Source organism: Pedobacter sp. KACC 23697 (genome assembly GCF_045348445.1).
GTDB lineage: Bacteria > Bacteroidota > Bacteroidia > Sphingobacteriales > Sphingobacteriaceae > Pedobacter.
Map to the genome: position 1 here is coordinate 4,692,735 of NZ_CP157485.1, position 18,407 is coordinate 4,711,141.

Here is an 18,407-nt window from a genome sequence, read left to right on the forward strand (position 1 = left end):
GCTGGTAAATAGTTTGTTAAAATGTTTTTTTATTCCAAAACATTTATGATATTAGCATTAAAATGCGTTATTGTGCGTGTTTTGGCAAACAACTATTAACTAACAACAATCATTTCCTTAACCAGGCAGTTTATGAAAAAAAAAATACTACTAATTTTTATTGGTACGTTTTTGTTGCTGGCTCATGCCTTTGCGCAACAAATAACGGTTACCGGTAAGGTAACCTCGGCCGATGGACCTATTCCCGGCGTATCTATCCGTGTAAAAGGGAGTACTGTGGTTGCACAAACCAATGCAGATGGAAATTATTCCATCAAAGCTTCACAGGCAGATGTGCTCATCTTTTCTTATGTTGGCTATATAACCAATGAAAGAACCATCGGTACAAATATGACCATTAATGTGATATTAAAGTCTGATGCAAAAGGCCTGGACGAAGTAGTTATCACAGCGTTGGGTAATACGGTTAAGAAACGCGAATTGGGGACTTCACAACAGACTGTGAGCGGTGCTGCAATAGCTGAGACACAGCGTGAAAACTTTATCAATGCTTTACAGGGAAGGGTTGCAGGAGTGGAAGTAACCAGCTCTTCTGGTGTTCCTGGGGCGTCGTCTTCAATAACTATCCGTGGGGTAAGTTCCATAAGCGGGAGTAACCAACCCTTAATGATTGTGGATGGATTGCCGATCGACAATAAAACTTTGAGTACCTCTGCCTTTGTATCTGATGCGAGTTCAAATACCGCTTTCAGTAACAGGGGTGTAGATTTTACCAACCGTTCAGCCGACATCAATCCTGAGGATATTGAAAGCCTTGTAGTTCTGAAAGGTCCGGAAGCTGCTGCGTTATATGGGATTGACGCTGCAAATGGAGCAATTGTAATTACAACCAAGCGTGCAAAAGCCGGAGCCGGAGCCATCAATTATAGCAACAGCTTTAGGGTAGAAACCACGCGGGCTTATCCCGAAATTCAAAAACAATATGGTTTGGGGGGCAGTGGTGTACCTGGTTCGGTATCTACCCTCAATAATATTTATCAATATTTTGGCCCTGCTTATCCTGAAGGCACGCAATTTTATGATAATGTAAAAGATTTCTTCCAAACTGGTTTTACTCAAAAGCATAACCTTTCGTTCGAAGGGGGATCTGATAAGGTTAATTATCGTATTTCAAGTGCCTACACCGATCAGAGTGGTGTGGTGCCAAATTCTGACTATCAGCGGATCAACCTGACAGGGGCTTCTCAGGGGCAGGTAAACAGCTGGCTGAAAACGGATCTATCAATGAATTACAGCTATGCTGTTAACGATCAGCCATTAAAAGGGAGCATTGGTCCTTTACTGGGTTTATTAGCTTGGCCACAAACAGATGATGCATCAAACTATTTAACGGCATCTGGAACCAGAAAGCTATTGGCTTTTGGATCGGCTGGTAATGCAGAGATTGATAACCCTTATTTTAACGTCAATAAGAATGTGATCAATTCTAAAACAAGCAGGATTATATCCAACCTGGGTTTAACCATTACACCTTTTAGCTGGGTGAACATTAAAACCAACATTGGAATGGATTCTTATACGAATCAGAACTTAATTGTGCGCCATCCGGAAAGCGCTGCCGCATTTAGCAGGGGCGGAACAATCGATGTTGCAAATGATATTACAAGAAATATTAACCTGCAGAACCTGATCAACTTTAATAAGCAAAAGCTTAGCCGCGATATCTCTTTCGATGCCACACTCGGTAATTCACTTCAGAATTTAAAATCGAATGTTGATGCCGGATATGGTGAAGGTTTCTTGGATCCTAACTTTAATTCGTTGAACAACGTGGCCACTAAACTGGTGCGTACAACAATAAGTCAGCGCCGTTTGGTCAGTTTCTTTGGTAGAGCTACTTTCGACTATAAAAACTATTTGTTTTTGACAGGAACCATTAGAAATGACCGTACTTCTACCATCCCGATAGACCGGTATTCTTTTTGGTACCCATCTGTTCAGGGAAGTTTTGTTTTTACAGACGTTCCAGCATTTAAAGGTCTTAAGAATATTTTCTATTACGGTAAGCTGAGGGCAGCTTATGCCAATGTCGGTAAAGATGCAAGACCTTATGCTTATGTGCCTACGCTAGAGAATAAAACAACCTCTGGCGGCGGGTATGGCTATGGGTTTACCGGACCTAATCCGGGTTTAAAACCAGAATTTGCAAAATCCTATGAATTTGGTGCTGAACTTGGTTTCTTAAATAATAGGTTAGGCCTTGATGTAACGGTTTACCGCAAAGAAACCACCGATCAGATCGTAAATGATATCAGGGGAAGTTATGCAACCGGCTTTATTTTACTGAATCTTAACGGTGGTTCTACAAGAAACCAGGGTATCGAATTAACGTTGCGAGGAAATCCTGTAAAGACTAAAGATTTTAACTGGGACGTTTTAGCTAATTTCGAATCAGCAAGAGGTAAAGTACTATCTCTTCCGAATGCTCTTCCTGAATCATATGTGTCTGATACTTGGTTATACGCTAATGTGCGTAATGGTAATACACCAGGAAATTCAACCAGATCGTTAACCGGATTGTTTTATTTGAGGAATAACCAGGGCCAGTTGTTAATCAACCCTACAACAGGAGTTCCGGTACGTTCTACAACCTTTATTGAAGGTGGTTATGACAGGCAACCTGATTTTACTATTGGTTTATCGAATACATTTACCTATAAAAACATGTCATTGTCATTCTTGCTTGATATTAGAAAAGGTGGTGATGTATTAAATGCAACCCAGCATTTCTTAACTACCATAGGTTTGGCCACCAATACCGTTGATAGGATGACACCACGGATTATTCCGGGGGTACTACAGGATGGTAAGGAGAATAGTGCAACTCCTACAACGAACAATATTGCTTTTGTTCCTTATTATCAGAATTCATTTTATTCTACAGCCAGTGAAGAGCTGTTTATCGAAAAGAATATCAATTGGATCAGGTTGAGGGACGTAACTTTTAGCTACAGATTGCCACAGAGCATGCTCAAGAAACAGAATTTTGTAAAAAGTGCAAGTGTTTTTGTTACCGGAACAGATCTGTTCCTGATTACAAACTATACCGGTTTAGATCCGGTTGTGAATGGAAATACCGCTGCTGTTGGTGGTTCTGGTGCTTCAGGCATCGACTATGGTAATTTTCCAATGCCTATTGGTTTAAACTTTGGAATTAAGATTGGATTATAATGGAAAAGATAATGAAAAATATATACATAATACTTTTGACAGGATTTTTATTTACCCTGAGCAGCTGTAAGAAATATCTGGATGTAAATACCAACCCCAATGCCCCGCAAACGGTGACAGCTAATTTATACCTGTCACCAATGCTGCACTGGATGGTAACGGCTCCACAATACGATGGAAGGTTTATTGGGCGATATACCCAAAACTGGACGTCAACATCATCCGGTACAACCTGGGATTTGCAGGGTTACGATCCGGCATCTGATAACGGTGCCGAGTTATGGAGGGATGTATATTGGAGTTTTGGCCAAAATTTAGTGGATATGAATACCAAAGCAGAAGCCGAACAGCGCTGGGATCTACTGGGCGTTGGCCAGATTTTGAAAGCCTGGGGGTGGCAATCCTTAACCGATGTACATGGAGAGATCATCATAAAAGAAGCAATAGATCCAACTAAATATGCGTTTAATTATGATAGCCAGGAATATGCTTATCAGGAAGTGCAACGCCTGCTTACCGCTGCAATAGCTAATTTAGCCAGGACGGATGGTGCAGTAGATGTAAATTTCCTGGCTAAAACAGATCTAATTTACAAAGGCGACAGGGCAAAATGGACTAAACTTGCCTATGCCATGCTGGCATTAAACTTAAACCATTATAGCAATAAAGCCAGTTACAGGCCTAATGATGTAATTGCTGCGGTTGATAAATCGTTTACCAGCAATGCAGATGATGCGCTGATGGCCTATCCGGGGGTTACAGGAAATGATGATCGGAATTTTTTGGGCCCAACCCGTGGAAACATGCAAACTTACAGGCAAACCCCTTTTATTGTTAACCTGATGAACGGAACACAATTTACAGGAGTAACCGACCCAAGGATGAGCCGCATGCTGGCTCCGGCACCAGATGGTGTTTATCGTGGAATTGTAACCGCTGCCGGAACAGGAGCGTTTACAGCAAGTCAGCTGCCTAATAACTTTTGGAACATAGCTTCTATTTCGGCTCCGCCAGCCAATACACAGGGAAGATACATTTTTTCTGATAAATGTAAACTTCCTGTAATGACCTATTCACAGCTGCAGTTTATTAAAGCAGAAGCTGCATACAAAAAAGGTGATAAGGAGACGGCTTTGGCTGCGTATAAAAATGGAATATCATCGCATATCGATTTCGTGAATGCCAGAAATTTAGAAGATAACCAATCTCCAACACAGATTACCAGTGCGGAAAAAACAACTTACATGAGTTCTACGGCAATTGTTCCGGCAGCAGCAGCAGATCTGACCTTAACGCAGATTATGTGCCAGAAATATATTGCACAGTGGGGCTGGGGCCATTTAGAAACGTGGATGGATATGAGAAGGTACCACTATACAGATGCAGACCCGGTAACAGGCAAACAGGTTTATTTAGGTTATGTTTTTCCGATAACCTTATATTCTGAAAATGCGGGCAAACCAGCTTACAGGATCCGTCCACGTTACAATTCAGAATATGTTTGGAACAGAGATGCCCTAAGTGTAATAGGTGGATTGGCTACTGATTACCACACAAAACAAACTTGGATTATTCAACCTTAATTAGCTCGTTATGAAAATAAAATATATAGGTTTACTCGCAGTTTTACTGGTAACGGCTTTTACCACTGCCTGTAAAAAAGATAAAAGCATACAGGTCATTGATGTACCTGTTGATGCGACAAATATTTCAAGGATTAAATACTTCAATTTTGCTGCAGGCGCACCTTCAGTAAATTTTTATGCTAATGGAGTAAAAGTTTCTGGTATATTAAGTTCAACCGGATCAGAAAGCGCAACAGGAACCGCTTATGGAGGGGTTTATCCGGCTTCTAACTACAGCATTATCAAACCGGGTACGTATAAGGTTAACGGAATTGTACCCTCAACAGCTGCTACTAATGCAAATGTTTCCATTTCGGAAATCAGTCAGAGTTTAACCAATGAGAAATATTATTCGCTGTACACCTGCGGCATATACAACAGTACCACTAAAACAGCAGAATCGTTTGTTCTAGAAGATGTACTGCCGGGACCAGCAGCCAGTAACGTGGTATCTTATGTCCGTTTTGTCAATACTATCCCAAACGGAACATCAGCAATGAACCTTATCATTAAAAACTCTGTATCTGGTTTAGAAACAGTTGTGGCAACAAATATCGCTTATAAAACAGGGTCTGCCTTTGTCGCAGTGCCTGTGGGCAGTTATGAATTATATGTGAGGTATCCTTCCTCATCCACCAATGTTATCTCCCGTAATGGAACTACAAACGGAGTGGTTAACTTTCTTGGTGGAAGGGCATTTACTGTAGGTGCCAGGGGCGATATGACAGTAACATCGGCTACAGCCTCCAACAGGCCTTTACTGGATAATACAGCCAATCAGTAATCTTGATATACAAATTTTTATTTAACAGGAAAAGCAGCTCTTGCGCAGCTTTTCCTGTTAATTAAGATAAACTACAAAATCTTAAAACCTAAACTCAATTGAAACAAATTAGGTTTTTGGCTGTATTTTTCACTTTTACTGATGTTTGATAAACCAGCTTCATAGCGTAAATCAACCGAAATGTTTCCCACATCTACACCTGCACCAGCCTGTAGGCCTAGCGCCTGGTTTTTGTAGTTATCGAAATCGGTAGCTTGTTGATAAGCAGAGCTAAACGAAGAATTTTCATCCAGAATAAATGAAATAACCGGACCGGCCATTAAGCGGAAGTTTAAATTTTTAGCACCAAATTTTGTTCCCAATAAAACAGGAACATCCAAGGTGGTGAACCTAACTTTTCCTTCAGCAGATACCTCATTGCCATTATCTTGTTGAATGCTGATAAATTTATTGCCTTTGCTGCCGATGTAAGCTTCTGGCTGCACATAAAAACTGGCACCGCCAATACGTGCCCATGCACCGATCTGATAACCCAAGCGGTTTTCTTCACTTGCAAAATCAGCATTTAACTTAGCCAGATTTACGCCTGCCTTAATCCCCAGGTTAAAAGTTTGTGCCTTTGATGTTGCCCAACCCAGGGTTAGGAAAACAATAGAGAAAATGATTTTTTTCATGTTGTTTAATTTGTTTTTTAGTGATGATACCAAAACAGCACTCAGGAGAATTTTATGTGTGTTTATGTTCTCTTGATTTCTTATTCAATACTTCTAGTGGTTTTCTGTTTCAGGATCTGGTTTAATAACGCGCATTTAACACAATTATCGTGCAAAAATTTTTTGCGAAAATCTACTTTTTTTATCCCATCGCATAAAAAGGCATCAACCTCAACAAATATTTTTTACTTTTGCATCAAATAAAATATGCCATGGCTAATTTTCAACTTACTTCTGAAACCGCATTTAAAGTTAAAACCAAGTTTTTAAGGAAATACCGCGATCTGGCAAATGAGCCTTTAGAATTTACGCCCGGCAAAGAAGATCAATTGGTTGAAGATTTAATGCGTTTGGTAAAACGCGACCGTACCTATATCGAATTTACGATCCAAAAAGCACTTGCCGATACTAAAGGAAACAGGCTTTAAGATATCTGTTTTTCAAAGCATATCATTTTTATTGGCAAGTTAAATACGCAAACCATCTCACATATTTCGCTCTGCTATGCAATGCACCGAGAGGAGCGAGCATTTATATTATGCCTTAAAAGGCAATCGCAATCTATTGTTTACCACTTATAATAAGCTTGATCATAACCTGATTACAATCTCGTTATTGCTTACACCTCAAATACCGGCCTGGTTGTTTTCCCGGCGTAAATAAAATCCAACTTTTCATGCTCAGCGCAGTGAAGCATCTATTAATGAAGAACTACTAAATTATAGCTGGTAAAAGATCCTTCATGTTATTCAGGATGACACTGCCTTAGGATTAAGCTAGTATTTAAATAGCCTATTGCGTAACGCTCAATTTACGCATGGCCTGCCAAAGGCCGTTTTTTATATTTACCGCTTTTTGTACATTTACATGGTATATAATCACTAAATAATTTTTCAAACAGCCGAAAATTTATTTTTCTGCAATTGGAATTAAAATAAAGGGTAATGAAGAAACTAAAATATAGTCTTTTAGCAGCAGGTTTTGGAGTGGCAGTTTTATCTTTTTCATTTAAAGAAGATTTATTCCTGGTATCTAAAAACCTCGATATTTTTGCTTCGCTCTATAAAGAAATTAATATCAACTACGTTGATGATACCAATGCCCCTCAATTGATGAAAACCGGTATCGATGCCATGTTGGATAGTTTAGATCCTTATACCGAATATGTTCCCGAATCTGAAATTGAAGATTATAAACTAAAATATGTAAGTACACAATACGGTGGTATTGGTGCCAGCACTGTTTTTATTGATGGAAAACTGTTTATTAACGATATCAGTGAAGGTTATCCGGCAAATAAAAGCGAACTTAAAGCAGGCGATCAGGTGGTGAGTATTAATGGAATCGCGGTAAAAGGAAAAAATCGCCAGGAAATTAGTCAGCTGCTGCGTGGCCCTAAAGGAACACCGGTAGATTTGCTGATGGTTAGAGATGGTAAGGAAATGACCAAAAAACTGGTGCGCGAGGAAATTAAACAACCAAATGTTTCTTATTCAGGAATGGTGGGCGATGGGATCGGGTATATTAAACTCGATAAATTTTTGGAAAACTCCGGGCAGGAGGTTAAAGATGCTTTGTTGGCCATTCAAAAAGAAAATCCAAAAGGTGTGGTTTTAGATTTAAGGAACAATGGCGGAGGCATTCTGCAGGAAGCAGTTAAAATTGTGAACCTTTTTGTGGATAAAGATCAGCTTATTGTAACCCAAAAAGGCAAAAATGCAGAGAAAACCATTGCTTATAAAACACTTTCAACCCCGGTTTCTACTTCAGTTCCTTTGGTGGTGCTTGTAAATGCTAATTCGGCTTCAGCATCAGAAATTGTGGCAGGTTCTCTGCAGGATTTAGACCGGGCTATTGTGATTGGTCAAAGGAGCTACGGTAAAGGCCTGGTTCAGCAAACCTTCAATCTGCCTTATAACAGCCTCGTTAAAGTAACCGTTGCCAAATATTATACACCTTCAGGTAGGTGCATCCAAAAACTGGACTATGCACACAAAAATGCAGACGGTGTAGCTGAGCGTTTTGCCGATTCTACCATGGTAATGTACCCCACCAAAGCAGGCCGGAATGTATATAGCGGTAACGGCGTTTACCCGGATATTGTAGTAGATGTGGCCAAGTTAAGCCCAATTACGATTTCGATGATCAATAAAAGCCTTTTCTTTAATTATGCAAATCAATACAGGAAAGAAAAACCAACATTATCTTCGGCCAAAACCTTCCAGTTGTCGGATGCAGATTATGCCGCATTTTCAAGTAGCCTTGCTGATAAAGACCTGTCCTATCAAAGCCGTACCGAGCGGCTACTTTCTGATCTGCGGGCAGAGGCTGAAAAGGAAAATAAATCTGCTGAAGTAAAAACCGACCTCGAAAACCTTAAATATAAACTTACTTCTTCCAAAAAAACCGACCTCGTTAGCCATAAAGCAGAAATTAAAAGGGTTTTGGAAACACAGATCGTAAGCCGTTATTTTTACGAAAAAGGAAGGATTGAGCAGAGCTTTCAATACGATAAAGAATTGGCTGCCGCAAAAAACCTTTTTGCCAATCAAACACAAATTTTGGCCATTTTAAAGGGGGATGGAAATTATAAAGTAATTGGAAAACCAACCAAAGCCACTGCATCAATAGACTAAAACCTAACCAAACAATACCATTATTCTTATGAAAAAACTCATCCTAATAGGCCTTGTGCTATTAATTGCTTTGCAATTAAAGGCGCAGGATTACACACCTACAGCCGCTAATTTAAAACAAAGAGCATGGTTTAATGATGCACGGTTTGGGTTATTTATCCACTGGGGACCTTTTAGCATACCAGGAAGTGGCGAATGGGTAATGAACGATAGAAAGCTGACTGTTCATAATTATACCAATCTTAAAGATTTTTTTAACCCTGTTGAGTTTAATGCGGAACAATGGGTAACTATGGCAAAGAATGCCGGTATGAAATACATTACGTTAATTACCAGGCACCATGATGGCTTTAGCATGTGGGACACTAAATATTCTGATTTCAACATTATGAATACCCCATATAAAAAAGATATTGTAAAAATGATGGCTGACGAATGCCATAAGCAAGGTATACCGTTATACTTATATTACTCCCTACTGGATTGGCGAAGGGAAGATTATCCGCATGAAACCGGGCGTACCGGGCAGCACTCAGGTCGGACAGGTAAAGGCGATTATGCCAGTTATTTGCAGTTTATGAAAAACCAGTTGACCGAGTTATTGACTAATTACGGCGAAATAGGCGGCATCTGGTTCGATGGACATTGGGATCAAACTGAACCGGAAGGATCAAAAGACAGAACCTCGCGGATAGATTGGAAATACAATGAGATTTATGGTTTGATCCACAAATTGCAACCACAGTGTATGATTGGTAATAACCACCACTTAACTCCATTTGCAGGTGAAGATTTCCAGATGTTTGAACGCGATCTTCCCGGAGAAAATAAGTCAGGTTTAAGTTTTCAGAAAGCATCAGATAAGCTCCCATTAGAAACGTGTGAAACCATTTCAAACTCCTGGGGATATAATCTGAGTGATACCGATTACAAATCGGATAAAGAACTGGTTCATATGCTGGTTAAAGCAGCAAGCCTGGGTTCCAATCTTTTACTGAACATTGGTCCGATGCCAAGTGGTAAAATCCAGCAGGAGTTTCAGGATCGTTTGGCGGGTTTGGGCAATTGGCTTAAAATTTACGGCGAAAGCATTTACGGTACAAAGGCAGGATTTATTAAACCACAGGCCTGGGGAAGCATTACCCAAAAAGATAATAGAATTTATATCCATATTGTAGATGGAAAAACGACATCTCTTGAGCTGGAGAATGTACCGGTAAAGAAAATTAAAAAGGCATATTTACTAAAAGACAATAGTGCAGTTAACTATACCCTTAAAAAATCGAAATTAACCATTACTACGACCTTAAATGGTATAGACCCCGATCAGGTGATTGTTTTGGAGATTGGATAGGTCAAGCTGTCATATTGATTACAGCGAAGGATTTTTTATCGTGTTTTAAGAAGGAAACATCTTATACTTTATCCGTTGAGTGAACATCATCCCGACTGGAACGCAGTGGAATACCCTCCTGTGCAGACAGGCCTGCCCGTACAGGCGGAGAGAGCTGAATTGATAGATCTCTCAACTACGCTGCACTTCGCTCGAGATAAGGGTACTTTTCCTTAATTTCACCAAAATTCTTCCCCTATTAAGAGAAAATACACATAAAACGTTTTACTTTTAGATTTTTAAATCTATTGTAGGAAATTATAAATACCATGCAGTTCAGGAAAACCTTTGTCGTTCTATTTTTAACAACTTCTCTTTTTATCAGTAATACCTTTGCACAGCAAAAGGCAAATTTAACCCAATATGTAGATCCGTTAATCGGATCGGCAAAACACGGTCACGTTTTTGTGGGCGCCAATGTTCCCTTTGGGGCGGTGCAACTTGGGCCTAACAATATTTTTGAGGGCTGGGACTGGTGCAGTGGTTACAATTATGCCAGTAATACCATTACCGGTTTTGCACATACCCATTTAAGTGGCACTGGTATTGGCGACTTAGGCGATATTTCCATTATGCCTGCAACCGGTAAATTGCTCCTGGAAAAACGTAAAAAGGCCGATGACCAGAATGGTTATCTTTCTACATTTTCTCATCAAAATGAAATTGCAAAAGCTGGTTATTACAGTGTATGGTTAGATAAATATAGCATTAAAGCCGAGTTAACGGCTACCGAAAGGGTAGGTTTTCATCAATACACTTTTAAAAAAGGTGCCGCAAATCCCCATATCATTATCGATTTAATTGAAGGCATTGGCTGGGATGCGCCAGTATCTGCTTCTTTCAAGCAGTTAGATGCCACAACCTTGGTAGGGCATCGTAACTCGACAGGCTGGGCCCACGATCAAAGATTATACTTTGTCATTAAGCTTTCGCAACCGCTTAAGAGCATTGCACTTTACGATAGTACCGTTGTTAAAAGCGGTACAACGTTATCCGGTAAAAAACTTAAGGCGGCGGTTAGTTTTGAGGCCATTTATAACAACAAACTGCAGATTAAAGTGGCCCTGTCTCCTGTAAGTATCGAAAATGCCATTTTAAACCTCAAAACAGAATTGCCAGGCTGGGATTTTGTATCGACCACTAAAAGTGCTGATGCAAAATGGGAGAAAGAACTATCAAAGGTTAAAATTGAAGCTTCTACCGTTACCAAAAAAGTTTTTTACACGGCTTTATACCATACCATGATTGCACCCTCTTTATTTAATGATGTAAATAAAGATTATTTGGGAACCGATAAAAAGATCTATAAAAAGGCTAATTTTAACAATTTAACTACCTTTTCACTTTGGGACACGTATCGTGCAGCAAATCCATTGTTCACTATTCTCCATTCAGATAAAGTAAGCGATGTAGTGAATACCATGTTGGCTATATACAAACAGCAAGGTAAATTACCTGTATGGCATTTAATGGGTAACGAAACCAATACCATGGTCGGCTACCATGCTGTTCCGGTTATTGTAGATGCCTATTTAAAAGGATACCGTGGCTTCGATGTAAACCTGGCTTACGAAGCCATAAAACAATCGGCCATGCAGAAAACAGATGGCATCGAATATATTCAGGAGCTTAAATATATTCCGGCCGATAAAATAAACGAATCAGTTGGTAAGGCTTTGGAGTATGCTATTGACGATTATTGTATTGCACAAATGGCGAAGGCCCTGAACAAAACAGCAGATTACACGTACTTTAGCAAAAGATCGAAGCTGTATATTTTATATTTCGATCCAAACGTTCAGTTTATGCGGGGTAAATTGGCCAATGGAAACTGGAGAAGTCCTTTCGATCCTTTTTCGTCTAAACACCGTGAAGATGATTACGTGGAAGGGAATGCCTGGCAGTATACCTGGTTAGTGCCCCAGGATGTTGAAGGATTGATTAAACTTTTCGGCGGCGATAAACCTTTTGCCAACAAACTCGATTCGCTATTTACCCTGCCTTTAGATTTGGGAACCAACGGTTCGCCGGATATTAGCGGCTTAATTGGTAATTATGCACAGGGAAATGAGCCTAACCACCATATTACCTATTTGTATACTTATGCTGGTCAGCCCTGGAAAACTGCCGATCTGATCCGTAAAATCGACAAAGATTTTTACTCAGCTAAGCCTGATGGTTTGTGTGGCAATGAGGATGTGGGCCAAATGAGCGCCTGGTATATTTTTACAGCAATGGGGTTTTATCCGGTAAATCCGGCAAACGGTGCCTATGTTTTCGGCACACCTTTAATTAACAGCGCTACCATCTCGTTGGCTGGGAATAAGAAATTCGATATCAGGGCTGTAAATAATAGTGCAGAGAATAAATATATCCAGAAAATTGTATTGAACGGCAAACCGTACACCAAATCGTATATTTTGCATAAAACCATCACTGCCGGAGGGAATATGCAGATTTACATGGGCAATAAACCATCGGCAAGCTGGGGTATAAAACCAGAAGACAGGCCTGTTTCAGATAAATAATTATAAAATATAAAAATGATTGAATGAGAGAATGATGAAATTTGTCACAATGACCAATATTTCATTCACTCATTCAATAAATCACTCATTCTATCACTCAATAATAATGAAGAAAATAATACTCATTTTGTTATGCTGTTCAGCCTTCTTCGTAAATGCGCAGCAACGATATGAACTAAACTCGGGCTGGGTTTGTACCAATATCAAAAACACACCAGCTAGCGGTCCGGAAATTTCTAAAACCGGTTTTTCGCTTAACAGCTGGATGCCCGCAACAGTGCCCGGAACGGTTTTAACCACTTTGCTGAACAATAAAAAAGTTCCCGATCCATTTTATGGAATGAATAACGAAAAAATTCCTGATGTATATAAAACGGGCAATGACTACTATACCTATTGGTTTGTGAAAGATTTTGAAGAACATGCTACAGGTAACGAACAGGTTTGGCTACAGTTTAGGGGGATAAATTATAAAGCCGAAATTTATTTAAACGGGAAAAAGGTTAATCCAAAAACGCAGGTGGGCATGCACCTAAGGGCGCAGTATAACGTTACGAAGTTATTATCTCCCAATGGGAAAAACAGATTGGCCGTAATTGTTTATCCGCCAGATTTTCCGGGAAACCCAAATGGTGGCCAGGGTGGCGATGGAACCATTGCCAAAGGTTTAACTACGCAATATACTGCCGGTTGGGACTGGATTCAGCCCACGCGCGACCGTAATACGGGTATCTGGGATAAAGTAACCATCGAGAAAACCAAAAGCATCAACATTCAAAATCCGCAGGTAATCACTTTGGTGCCGGGTAAACGTTTACCGGAAGGCAAGCAGAACCCAGCTACGGTTAAAGTTTCGGTCGAAGTAGAAAACCCGACCAATCAGCCTGTTTCAGGTGTTTTACAATATCAGATTGCCGGAAAGTTGGTTAAACAATCAACCACTATTGCCGCCCATAAAACCTCGACAGTTAAACTTCCCGATTTACAACTCGAAAACCCTAAATTATGGTGGCCAAGCGGTTATGGTGCGCAAAACCTGTATGACCTGAAAATTGAATTTGTAGCTGCCAACCAGGTATTAGATCAGGAGCAGCTTAAAGTAGGTGTGCGCCAGATCGATAACATCTGGAATGAGCATACCAAAAGTATGGGCGCTTTTGTGAACGGACAAAAGATTTTTATTAAAGGCGGTAACTGGATCATTTCTGATGCGATGTTACGCTTTAGTGATGCCCGCTATGATGCAGAAATCCGTTACCATAAAGATATGAACCTCAACCTGATCCGGATCTGGGGTGGGGCAATACTGGAAAGACCTGAGTTTTACAATGCCTGCGATAAATATGGTTTATTGGTGTTTCAGGATTTCTGGTTTAGTGGCGATTGTAATGGCCGTTGGGTAGACCCGATGAAGAAAGAAGACCAATGGACACGCAGAAATTATCCAGATGACCATAACCTTACTTTAATTGCCATTGAAGATCAGATCAAAATGATCAGAAACCACGCCTCACTGGCTTTTTGGTGCGGAGGAAATGAAATTACCCCGCCAGAAGATATTTTGGAGCCTTTAAAGAACGATATCCTGCCGCGTTTAGATGGTACCAGAAAATTTTTCGATTTTTCTAACAGTGATGAAATGTCGTATAATTCCATTGGCGGAAACGGTGATGGTCCATATGGCATTCAGGACATTAAAACTTTTTGGGGGACCAGAACATTTCCGTATAACTCGGAAGTGGGATCAGTAGGGGTAGGTGATTATGCTTCCTTGCTCCGTTTTATTCCGAAAGAAAACCTGGTTGCACCGCAATACAAATCAAAACCCGATTCCGTATGGGATTACCATAAATATATCTCTTACGAGCAATACCTGAATCCATACGGTAAACCAAAAAACGCGGAAGATTTTGCGATGAAGGCTCAACTGGCCAATTATGATCAGTACAGGGCATTGATGGAAGGTTTTTCTAATAAAATGTGGGATTGGTACACCGGCTCCATCATCTGGAAAACGCAAAACCCCTGGACAGCCATGCGTGGGCAGATGTATGATTATTATCTTGATCCTAATGCCTGTTTATATGGTTTAAGAAAGGGGAGTGAGCCGTTGCATGTGATGATGAATCCTTTGGATAGCATGGTTACCATTGTAAACAACGGATTTACCACCAAAAATAACCTGATGGTGCAGGCTAAGGCTTATGATATGGAGGGCAAAGATTATTTCTATTCTCAGGCATTCAATTCGGTTGGCCCATCTTCGGTGAGGAGACTTTTTCCTATGAATGAGTTTTTAACCAAACTGGATAAAAAAGAAGGGGTTTTTGTTTCGTTAAGAATTTTAGATCAGAAGCAAAACATTTTAAGCGAGAATTTATATTGGCTACCCGGAAAAGATGGCGAATATTCGGGGCTGAAAAACATTAAACAGATACCTTTAAAAGTTGAAGCTGTTGATCAGAAAAATGGAAAAGTTGCTGTGACCTTAAGTAATGCCGCCGGAAATCCTGTTGCATTTTTTAACCGTGTTGCTTTAATCAATGCGAATAGCAATGAGCGGATATTGCCAAGCTTTTATGATGATAATTATGTGAGTATTTTGCCTGGCGAAAGTAAAATGGTGACGGTAGAGTATACCGGTAAACAGAGCAATTTAGCCGTCGAAGTTTACGGCTGGAATGTAGCAAAGCAGAAGGTAAATATTAGATAGATAAATTTCCAGACCTCGCAGGTTTTAAAAACCTGCGAGGTCTGGAACAAAAGAAAGATACTCCGTTAGGCAGGATTTGTAATCCCGTCTTTACATCCAAGGATTTCAAACCTTTATAAAATAAATTATGCTGACACGAAGGTTTTGGAAATGTATGGTTCTGCTTCAATGGCGGGCTTAGTCCTGCTATCGCTGCAAGTCCTCGCTACGCTGTGGGCTTTACGCTTTATCAGGTTTAGGAACATGGGGCGTTGCATAAAATTCTAAAATCACCATAAATCCGCGTTAGGGATTGTAAGGGTTCAGTACCGATCCTTCATCGGTACCGGAGCGAAGCGAAGCCCTGAAAGGCCCGACCTTTGCGCAGCTTAGGGAACGCCCAAATTAGTTTGCAATTTTCGGTTAGCCGTTTGCAATTCAGATCTATGGGAGACAAAAAAAGGCGACACTTTACGTATCGCCTTTCTCCTTAATATGTTTTACCACCTAGCTTACACCGTGTAATTTTACTTTTAATCCATCCATATTGTTGTTTAACTGCAGTTGGCAGGCTAAACGCGAATTTGGTAAAAGATCAGGCAAAGTATCTAACATGGCATACTCATCGTCAGTCATTTCGTTAAGTTTTTCTTCGCCTTCCAGCACATCAACACAGCAGGTAGCACATAAAGCCATTCCGCCGCAAGTAGCCAGAATATCGTACTCTGATGCTTTTAAAAACTCCATCAGGCTTAAGCCCATGTCGGTTGGTGCAACGTGTTCCGTTACTGAGCCATCCGGCTCCTGCATATATATATTAATGTTGTTTTCCATTTTGCTCTCTTTATTATCGCAAATATAACAGAAAGCTTAAAATTCTGAAACTCCGTTTACCGTTGTATATTTCATGGTATATTTCACGCCAGGATTCATGTAAGAATAAGCGCTATGGCTCATTAATGCCGCCTCGTGGAAACCGCAAAGAATTAATTTCAGCTTGTTGGTGTAAGTATTGATATCGCCAATAGCATAAATGCCGGGGATGTTTGTTGAATAATCATCAACATTTACTTCAATTGCGCTTTTACTAATGTTTAAGTTCCAGTCTTCAATAGGGCCTAATTTAGGGCTCAAACCAAATAAGGGAATTAAATGATCAGCTTCAACAACTGTTTTTTCCATGGTACGGTTCTGAACAATTTCAACTTGCTCCAACTTATCCGTTCCGTGTACGGCCTGTAGATTGCTATTTAAAATCAAATTGATTTTTCCGCTTTCTGCCAATGCCATTACTTTTGCAACCGAATCAGGAGCACCACGGAAACTTTCGCTTCTGTGTACCAAAGTCAGTTCAGAGCAGACTTCTGCCAGGTAAATGGTCCAGTCTAAGGCAGAGTCACCACCACCGGCAATCACCATTTTCTGGTCGCGGTATTTCTCCGGATCAAGGATCATGTAGTTTACACCTTTACCATTTTCAAAGTTTTCTAAATTTTCTACAGCTGGTTTACGTGGCTCAAAACAGCCTAAACCACCTGCAATAACCACAACTTTAGCTTCGATAACGGTACCCATATTGGTGGTTAAAACGAAATCAGCTTCACCACGTTTTTCTAAACCTTCAATACGCTCGCCTAAAGTAAACGTTGGGTGGAAAGGTTTGGCCTGCTCCATTAAGTTATCAATAAGTTCCTGAGCCAATACAGAAGGATAACCAGGAATATCGTAAATCGGTTTTTTAGGGTAAATTTCAGACAGCTGACCACCAACCTGAGGAAGGTAATCAATTAAATGACAACGCATTTTTAATAAACCGGCTTCAAAAATGGCAAATAAACCAACCGGACCAGCGCCTATAACGGCTATATCAGTAGTGATCATTAAAGAAAAATTTGATGCAAAGTTACGAAATAAAGTCTTATCAAATCTGCTATTTAGAAATATTCTAGATAATTTTGCAATCTCATTATATTCAGTATATTGTATGTTATTTAGGGGTTAAAAACAAAAAATTGGCTTTTTAATGTCTTAAAAATAAAATATAATTGGTCTATAGGCTTAATAGTATTTATTTGTAATGGCTCATGCCGATAATTTTTATATAATTTACGCATCTGATTAACTCATGAATCTATTATGTTAGATGCAGATTATATATTGCTTCTTTTTGTTGTTTTAGCGGTGATTTGGGCTATAATCTTTATTATCGCAGGGCAAAGCTGGCAACTATTCGGAGCTTTTGCGCCAGCGGCAATAGTCGCTTATTTTTTCTTTGACTACCATCCCATGAACTGTTTGTTATTCCTTACCGTTCCCTCTGCTTTGGTATTTAATGTGAGTGCTGTATTAAGTAAACCTAAATTTAAGGGCTTTGTATTCTATTTGAATTATTTACTCATCCTGCCCCTTTTCGCTTTATATCTTTATTATGTGCCTGGTATGGGGAAAGAAGCAAGTTGGTTGGAATCAATTTTCTATGGTTTTTTGCAGTTGTTTTTCGTTTTCTTTGTTGGAAAACTTTGGATTTCGGATCCTTTACTGTTGCTGATTAATCAGTTAATGAGCAGAAAAAATGATCACTTTGAGACTCAAATCATTAACCGGGTTATTAAAGGAGCTGGCAAATCCAGATCATTTTATGTTAATATCCGATATTTAGGGGCAATCGAAGTATCGGGTTTCTTTTATTGGTACATCAGATTTAAAGATATAGGGCCTAATGATAAAGTGCTGGTCAGGGTAAAAACTGGTTGGCTGGGCACTGAGTATATTGCAGGTTTCCCTAAATTAATATCCAGAGGGTAA

Annotated in this window: 12 protein-coding genes; 9 read left to right on the forward strand and 3 right to left on the reverse strand. The window is 39.8% G+C overall.

The genetic code is table 11. The features are described 5' to 3' along the window. Positions 1 to 132: 132 nt before the first annotated feature. From ABEG20_RS19050 to ABEG20_RS19060, 3 genes are read left to right on the forward strand one after another with little or no spacing between them, the layout of a single operon-like run. Positions 133 to 3,231, forward strand: a complete 3,099-nt coding sequence (locus ABEG20_RS19050) for a SusC/RagA family TonB-linked outer membrane protein (RefSeq protein ID WP_406824822.1) — start codon at positions 133 to 135, stop codon at positions 3,229 to 3,231. 11 nt (positions 3,232 to 3,242) lie between these two features. Next, positions 3,243 to 4,814: a RagB/SusD family nutrient uptake outer membrane protein gene (locus ABEG20_RS19055; protein ID WP_406824823.1), complete on the forward strand. Its 1,572-nt coding sequence runs from the start codon at positions 3,243 to 3,245 to the stop codon at positions 4,812 to 4,814. Between the two features lie 10 nt (positions 4,815 to 4,824). Continuing rightward, entirely contained in the window at positions 4,825 to 5,640 is an 816-nt protein-coding gene (locus ABEG20_RS19060) for a DUF4397 domain-containing protein (RefSeq protein WP_406824824.1), read from the forward strand. A 71-nt stretch (positions 5,641 to 5,711) separates the two neighbouring features. On the opposite strand, the gene ABEG20_RS19065 is transcribed toward ABEG20_RS19060, so the two are convergent. Next, positions 5,712 to 6,314: a porin family protein gene (locus ABEG20_RS19065; RefSeq protein WP_406824825.1), complete on the reverse strand. Its 603-nt coding sequence runs from the start codon at positions 6,312 to 6,314 to the stop codon at positions 5,712 to 5,714. Between the two features lie 251 nt (positions 6,315 to 6,565). Here ABEG20_RS19065 and ABEG20_RS19070 point away from each other — a divergent pair, with 251 nt between their 5' ends. The 5 genes from ABEG20_RS19070 to ABEG20_RS19090 all read left to right on the forward strand — a co-directional run bounded on the left by ABEG20_RS19070 (position 6,566) and on the right by ABEG20_RS19090 (position 15,623). Then, on the forward strand, positions 6,566 to 6,781 hold the full coding sequence (locus ABEG20_RS19070; protein WP_010599278.1) for a hypothetical protein: 216 nt from the start codon (positions 6,566 to 6,568) through the stop codon (positions 6,779 to 6,781). Between the two features lie 516 nt (positions 6,782 to 7,297). Continuing rightward, a complete protein-coding gene (locus ABEG20_RS19075; protein WP_406824826.1) occupies positions 7,298 to 8,989 on the forward strand; it encodes a S41 family peptidase in 1,692 nt (563 codons plus the stop codon). Between the two features lie 28 nt (positions 8,990 to 9,017). Continuing rightward, the gene (locus ABEG20_RS19080) at positions 9,018 to 10,343 is read left to right on the forward strand and encodes an alpha-L-fucosidase (RefSeq protein WP_406824827.1); all 1,326 of its coding nucleotides are present in this window, start codon (positions 9,018 to 9,020) and stop codon (positions 10,341 to 10,343) included. 308 nt (positions 10,344 to 10,651) lie between these two features. Continuing rightward, complete coding sequence (locus ABEG20_RS19085; protein ID WP_406824828.1) at positions 10,652 to 12,910, forward strand: GH92 family glycosyl hydrolase; 2,259 nt, start codon at positions 10,652 to 10,654, stop codon at positions 12,908 to 12,910. Positions 12,911 to 13,016: 106 nt separating this feature from the next. Beyond that, on the forward strand, positions 13,017 to 15,623 hold the full coding sequence (locus tag ABEG20_RS19090) for a glycosyl hydrolase 2 galactose-binding domain-containing protein (RefSeq protein WP_406824829.1): 2,607 nt from the start codon (positions 13,017 to 13,019) through the stop codon (positions 15,621 to 15,623). A 486-nt stretch (positions 15,624 to 16,109) separates the two neighbouring features. Here ABEG20_RS19090 and ABEG20_RS19095 read toward each other — a convergent pair whose 3' ends face one another. Together ABEG20_RS19095 and ABEG20_RS19100 are read right to left on the reverse strand one after the other, a co-directional pair. Beyond that, complete coding sequence (locus tag ABEG20_RS19095) at positions 16,110 to 16,436, reverse strand: 2Fe-2S iron-sulfur cluster-binding protein (RefSeq protein WP_025141835.1); 327 nt, start codon at positions 16,434 to 16,436, stop codon at positions 16,110 to 16,112. A 36-nt stretch (positions 16,437 to 16,472) separates the two neighbouring features. Then, a complete protein-coding gene (locus tag ABEG20_RS19100) occupies positions 16,473 to 17,483 on the reverse strand; it encodes an NAD(P)/FAD-dependent oxidoreductase (RefSeq protein WP_113951684.1) in 1,011 nt (336 codons plus the stop codon). Between the two features lie 255 nt (positions 17,484 to 17,738). Here ABEG20_RS19100 and ABEG20_RS19105 point away from each other — a divergent pair, with 255 nt between their 5' ends. After that, positions 17,739 to 18,407, forward strand: coding sequence for a hypothetical protein (locus ABEG20_RS19105; RefSeq protein WP_406824830.1), 669 nt, complete (start codon positions 17,739 to 17,741; stop codon positions 18,405 to 18,407).

Excerpts from the sequence above, each read along its gene's own strand:
- ABEG20_RS19100 (WP_113951684.1), bottom strand. The coding sequence starts at position 17,483 with ATGATCACTACTGATATAGCCGTTATAGGCGCTGGTCCGGTTGGTTTA.
- ABEG20_RS19060 (WP_406824824.1), top strand. The coding sequence starts at position 4,825 with ATGAAAATAAAATATATAGGTTTACTCGCAGTTTTACTGGTAACGGCT.
- ABEG20_RS19095 (WP_025141835.1), bottom strand. The coding sequence starts at position 16,436 with ATGGAAAACAACATTAATATATATATGCAGGAGCCGGATGGCTCAGTA.
- ABEG20_RS19065 (WP_406824825.1), bottom strand. The coding sequence starts at position 6,314 with ATGAAAAAAATCATTTTCTCTATTGTTTTCCTAACCCTGGGTTGGGCA.
- ABEG20_RS19105 (WP_406824830.1), top strand. The coding sequence starts at position 17,739 with ATGTTAGATGCAGATTATATATTGCTTCTTTTTGTTGTTTTAGCGGTG.
- ABEG20_RS19055 (WP_406824823.1), top strand. The coding sequence starts at position 3,243 with ATGAAAAATATATACATAATACTTTTGACAGGATTTTTATTTACCCTG.
- ABEG20_RS19075 (WP_406824826.1), top strand. The coding sequence starts at position 7,298 with ATGAAGAAACTAAAATATAGTCTTTTAGCAGCAGGTTTTGGAGTGGCA.
- ABEG20_RS19080 (WP_406824827.1), top strand. The coding sequence starts at position 9,018 with ATGAAAAAACTCATCCTAATAGGCCTTGTGCTATTAATTGCTTTGCAA.
- ABEG20_RS19050 (WP_406824822.1), top strand. The coding sequence starts at position 133 with ATGAAAAAAAAAATACTACTAATTTTTATTGGTACGTTTTTGTTGCTG.
- ABEG20_RS19085 (WP_406824828.1), top strand. The coding sequence starts at position 10,652 with ATGCAGTTCAGGAAAACCTTTGTCGTTCTATTTTTAACAACTTCTCTT.
- ABEG20_RS19090 (WP_406824829.1), top strand. The coding sequence starts at position 13,017 with ATGAAGAAAATAATACTCATTTTGTTATGCTGTTCAGCCTTCTTCGTA.
- ABEG20_RS19070 (WP_010599278.1), top strand. The coding sequence starts at position 6,566 with ATGGCTAATTTTCAACTTACTTCTGAAACCGCATTTAAAGTTAAAACC.